Annotated in this window: 2 protein-coding genes; both read right to left on the bottom strand. The window is 61.5% G+C overall.

Features of this window, described 5'->3' with window-relative positions; genetic code table 11:
* Positions 1–82: 82 nt before the first annotated feature.
* The gene (locus ACE04F_RS07735; RefSeq protein ID WP_486105670.1) at positions 83–1,030 is read right to left on the bottom strand and encodes an acetyl-CoA carboxylase carboxyltransferase subunit alpha; all 948 of its coding nucleotides are present in this window, start codon (positions 1,028–1,030) and stop codon (positions 83–85) included.
* Between the two features lie 149 nt (positions 1,031–1,179).
* A partial coding sequence (gene dnaE, locus ACE04F_RS07730; protein ID WP_486105669.1) for a DNA polymerase III subunit alpha occupies positions 1,180–4,047 on the bottom strand: 2,868 nt, incomplete at its 5' end.

Below are 4,047 nucleotides of genomic sequence, written 5' to 3'. Positions count from 1 at the left end.
GCGGTGTATCAGTCAACTCATCTGTTGAATGTCAATCCGCTTTCGCGAGCAGGCTCGCTCCCACATGGGTGTTGCAGTCGAATCAGAGACCGTAGCTCATCAACCGCTCGTAGCGACGAGCCAGCAGCGCGTCGTTATCGAAGTTCTTCAGCATCGACAGCTGCGCACTCAGCTCCGCACGAATCAGCGCTGCGGCTGCGGCCGGGTCGCGATGAGCGCCGCCCACTGGCTCGTTGATCACTTTATCAACGATGCCCAGCCCCTTCAGGCGTTCGGCGGTGATGCCCATGGCTTCCGCGGCGTCCGGCGCCTTCTCGGCGGTTTTCCACAGGATCGAGGCACAGCCTTCCGGCGAGATCACCGCGTAGGTGGAATACTGCAGCATGTTCAATTGGTCGCAGACACCGATGGCCAACGCACCGCCGGAACCGCCCTCGCCGATCACGGTGGCGATGATCGGGGTCTTCAGACGGGCCATGACGCGCAGGTTCCAGGCAATCGCTTCGCTCTGGTTGCGCTCTTCGGCGTCGATGCCCGGGTAGGCGCCCGGCGTGTCGATGAACGTCAGGATCGGCATCTTGAAGCGCTCGGCCATTTCCATCAGGCGACAGGCCTTGCGGTAGCCCTCCGGACGCGGCATGCCGAAGTTGCGGCGGACTTTCTCGCGCACTTCACGGCCCTTCTGGTGACCGATGATCATCACCGGCTGGTCATCCAGACGGGCGACACCGCCGACGATCGCGGCGTCATCGGAGAAGTGACGGTCGCCGTGAAGCTCATCGAACTCGGTGAAGATGTGTTCAATGTAGTCCAGGGTGTAGGGACGACGCGGATGCCGCGCCAGACGCGCGATCTGCCAGCTGGTCAGCTTGCCGAAGATGTCTTCGGTCAGCGTGCGGCTTTTGTCCTGCAGCCGAGAGATTTCATCGCCGATATTCAGCGAATTGTCGTTACCGACCAAGCGCAACTCTTCGATCTTGGCTTGAAGGTCGGCGATCGGCTGTTCGAAATCTAGAAAATTCGGGTTCATAGGCGTCCGTCTTGGGTCGACGTCCAAGAGAGCTTGGGCCGGCCGGTTGTCTATTCGCGCCTACCTTAAGGGAGAGGCGCGTTCAGGTCGAGATTAAAAATTCGAGTCGAGGTCAGGGGCGCTCCAGGTTCAGGAGTGGCCCCTGGCCGTCAACGGTATTGGAGGAAGACGTTGTCTTTGCCGAACTGGTCACGCAAGGCTTGAATCAACGCATCCGCCGGGTCGATCCGCCAGCCCTCGCCGAACTGCAGCACGGCCTTGGCATCGGGGCGCACGTATTCCATGGTGATCGGGCACGCACCACGGTGGCGCTTGAACAACTCGCCCAACCAGCGTAGCTGATCGCCCTTGAGGTCCTGGGTCTGCAACTTCAGGCGCAGGCTCTCGGCCAGGTTGGTACGGGCATCCTCCATGCTCATCACTCGTTTGACCCGCAGCCGCAGGCCGCCGGAGAAGTCGTCGTTACTGACCTCGCCTTCCACCACCACCATTGCATCCGTCTGCAACAGCGACTGCGCCGAATGGAACGCATCGGCAAACAACGACGCTTCGATACGCCCGGAGCGGTCATCGAGGGTGATGAAGCCCATCTTGTCGCCCTTTTTATTCTTCATCACCCGCAGCGCGATGATCATGCCGGCGACGGTTTGCGTATCGCGGGCGGGTTTCAGGTCGATGATGCGCTGGCGAGCGAAGCGGCGGATTTCGCCCTCGTACTCATCGATCGGGTGGCCGGTCAGGTACAGGCCCAAGGTATCTTTCTCGCCCTTGAGGCGTTCCTTGAGGGTCAGTTCCTTGGCCTTGCGATGGTTGCCGTAGACGTCGGCGTCTTCCTCGACGAACAGCCCGCCAAACAGGTCGGCGTGGCCACTATCGTGGGTGCGGGCCGTCTGTTCGGCCGCCTTGATCGCCTCCTCCATCGCCGCCAGCAACACCGCGCGGTTGCGGTCGATATTGGCCTGGTAGGCCTTGGGCTCATCGTGGAAATACGGCCCCAGACGGTCCAGCGCACCACTGCGGATCAAACCGTCGAGGGTGCGCTTGTTGATGCGCTTGAGGTCGACCCGGGCGCAGAAATCGAACAGGTCCTTGAACGGCCCGTCCTGGCGCGCTTCGGTGATCGCCTCCACCGGGCCTTCGCCCACGCCCTTGATCGCGCCAAGGCCATAGATGATCCGGCCTTCATCATTGACGGTGAACTTGAACTCCGAAGCGTTCACGTCCGGCGCGTCGAGGCGCAGCTTCATGGTTCGCACTTCCTCGATCAAGGTCACGACCTTGTCGGTGTTGTGCATATCCGCCGAGAGTACCGCGGCCATGAACGGCGCCGGGTAGTGCGCCTTCAGCCACGCGGTCTGGTACGAAACCAGGCCGTAGGCGGCGGAGTGGGATTTGTTGAAGCCGTAGCCGGCGAACTTTTCCACCAGGTCGAAGATGTTGCCCGCCAGGTCCGCATCGATGCCGTTGTTCGCACAACCCTCGATGAAACCACCGCGTTGCTTGGCCATCTCCTCCGGCTTTTTCTTACCCATGGCTCGACGCAGCATGTCCGCGCCGCCGAGGGTGTAACCGGCCATGACCTGGGCAATCTGCATCACCTGTTCCTGGTACAGGATGATGCCGTAGGTCGGCGCCAGCACCGGCTTGAGGCCGTCGTACTGGTAGTCGGGGTGCGGGTACGCCAGCTCGGCGCGCCCGTGCTTGCGGTTGATGAAGTCATCGACCATGCCCGATTGCAGCGGGCCCGGACGGAACAGGGCCACCAGTGCGATCAGGTCTTCGAGGCAGTCGGGCTTGAGCTTCTTGATCAGCTCCTTCATGCCGCGCGATTCAAGCTGGAACACCGCGGTGGTTTCGGCTTTCTGCAACAGGCTGTAGGTCGGCTTGTCGTCCAGCGGAATGAAGGCGATGTCCAGCGGCTCTTCGCCGACCTTGGCCCGGTCGCGGTTGATGGTCTTGAGCGCCCAATCGATGATCGTCAGGGTCCGCAGGCCGAGGAAGTCGAACTTCACCAGGCCGGCCGCCTCGACGTCGTCCTTGTCGAACTGGGTCACCAGGCCGTCGCCCTCTTCGTCGCAATAGATCGGCGAAAAGTCAGTCAGTTTGGTCGGCGCGATCACCACGCCACCGGCGTGCTTGCCGACGTTACGCACCACGCCTTCGAGCTTGCGGGCCATTTCCCAGATTTCCGCCGCTTCTTCATCGACCTTGATGAAGTCGCGCAGGATCTCTTCCTGCTCGTAGGCTTTTTCCAGGGTCATGCCGACTTCGAACGGAATCATCTTCGACAGGCGATCCGCCAGGCCGTAGGACTTGCCCTGCACCCGCGCCACGTCACGCACCACCGCCTTGGCGGCCATGGAACCGAACGTGATGATCTGGCTCACCGCGTTGCGGCCGTATTTCTCGGCCACGTAGTCGATCACCCGGTCGCGACCGTCCATGCAGAAGTCGACGTCGAAGTCGGGCATGGAGACCCGTTCCGGGTTGAGGAACCGTTCGAACAGCAGGTCATATTCCAGCGGGTCGAGGTCGGTGATCTTCTGCACGTAGGCCACCAGCGACCCGGCGCCCGATCCACGACCAGGGCCTACCGGCACGCCGTTGCTCTTGGCCCATTGGATGAAGTCCATCACGATCAGGAAGTAACCGGGAAAGCCCATCTGGATGATGATATCCAGCTCGAAATTCAGCCGGTCGACATAGACCTGGCGCTTGGCTTCGTAATCTTCGGTGGTGTCCTTGGGCAGCAAGACGCTGAGGCGCTCTTCGAGGCCGTCGAACGACACCTTGCGAAAATATTCATCGATGGTCATGCCATCGGGAATCGGGAAGTTGGGCAGGAAGTGCTTGCCCAGCTTCACTTCGATGTTGCAGCGCTTGGCGATCTCGACGGTGTTTTCCAGCGCCTCGGGCAGGTCGCTGAACAGCTCCGCCATCTCCTCGGCGCTCTTGAGATACTGCTGGTCGCTGTAGTTCTTTGGCCGGCGCGGGTCGTCGAGGGCCCGGCCCTCACC

Source organism: Pseudomonas sp. AGC41 (assembly GCF_057334555.1).
The sequence above is the reverse complement of the archived record's forward strand: the minus strand, read 5'-3'. Positions and strand labels throughout refer to the sequence as shown.

What these genes read in the sequence shown, in the direction of transcription:
- ACE04F_RS07735 (WP_486105670.1), bottom strand. Translation starts at nt 1,030, where the DNA reads ATGAACCCGAATTTTCTAGATTTCGAACAGCCGATCGCCGACCTTCAA.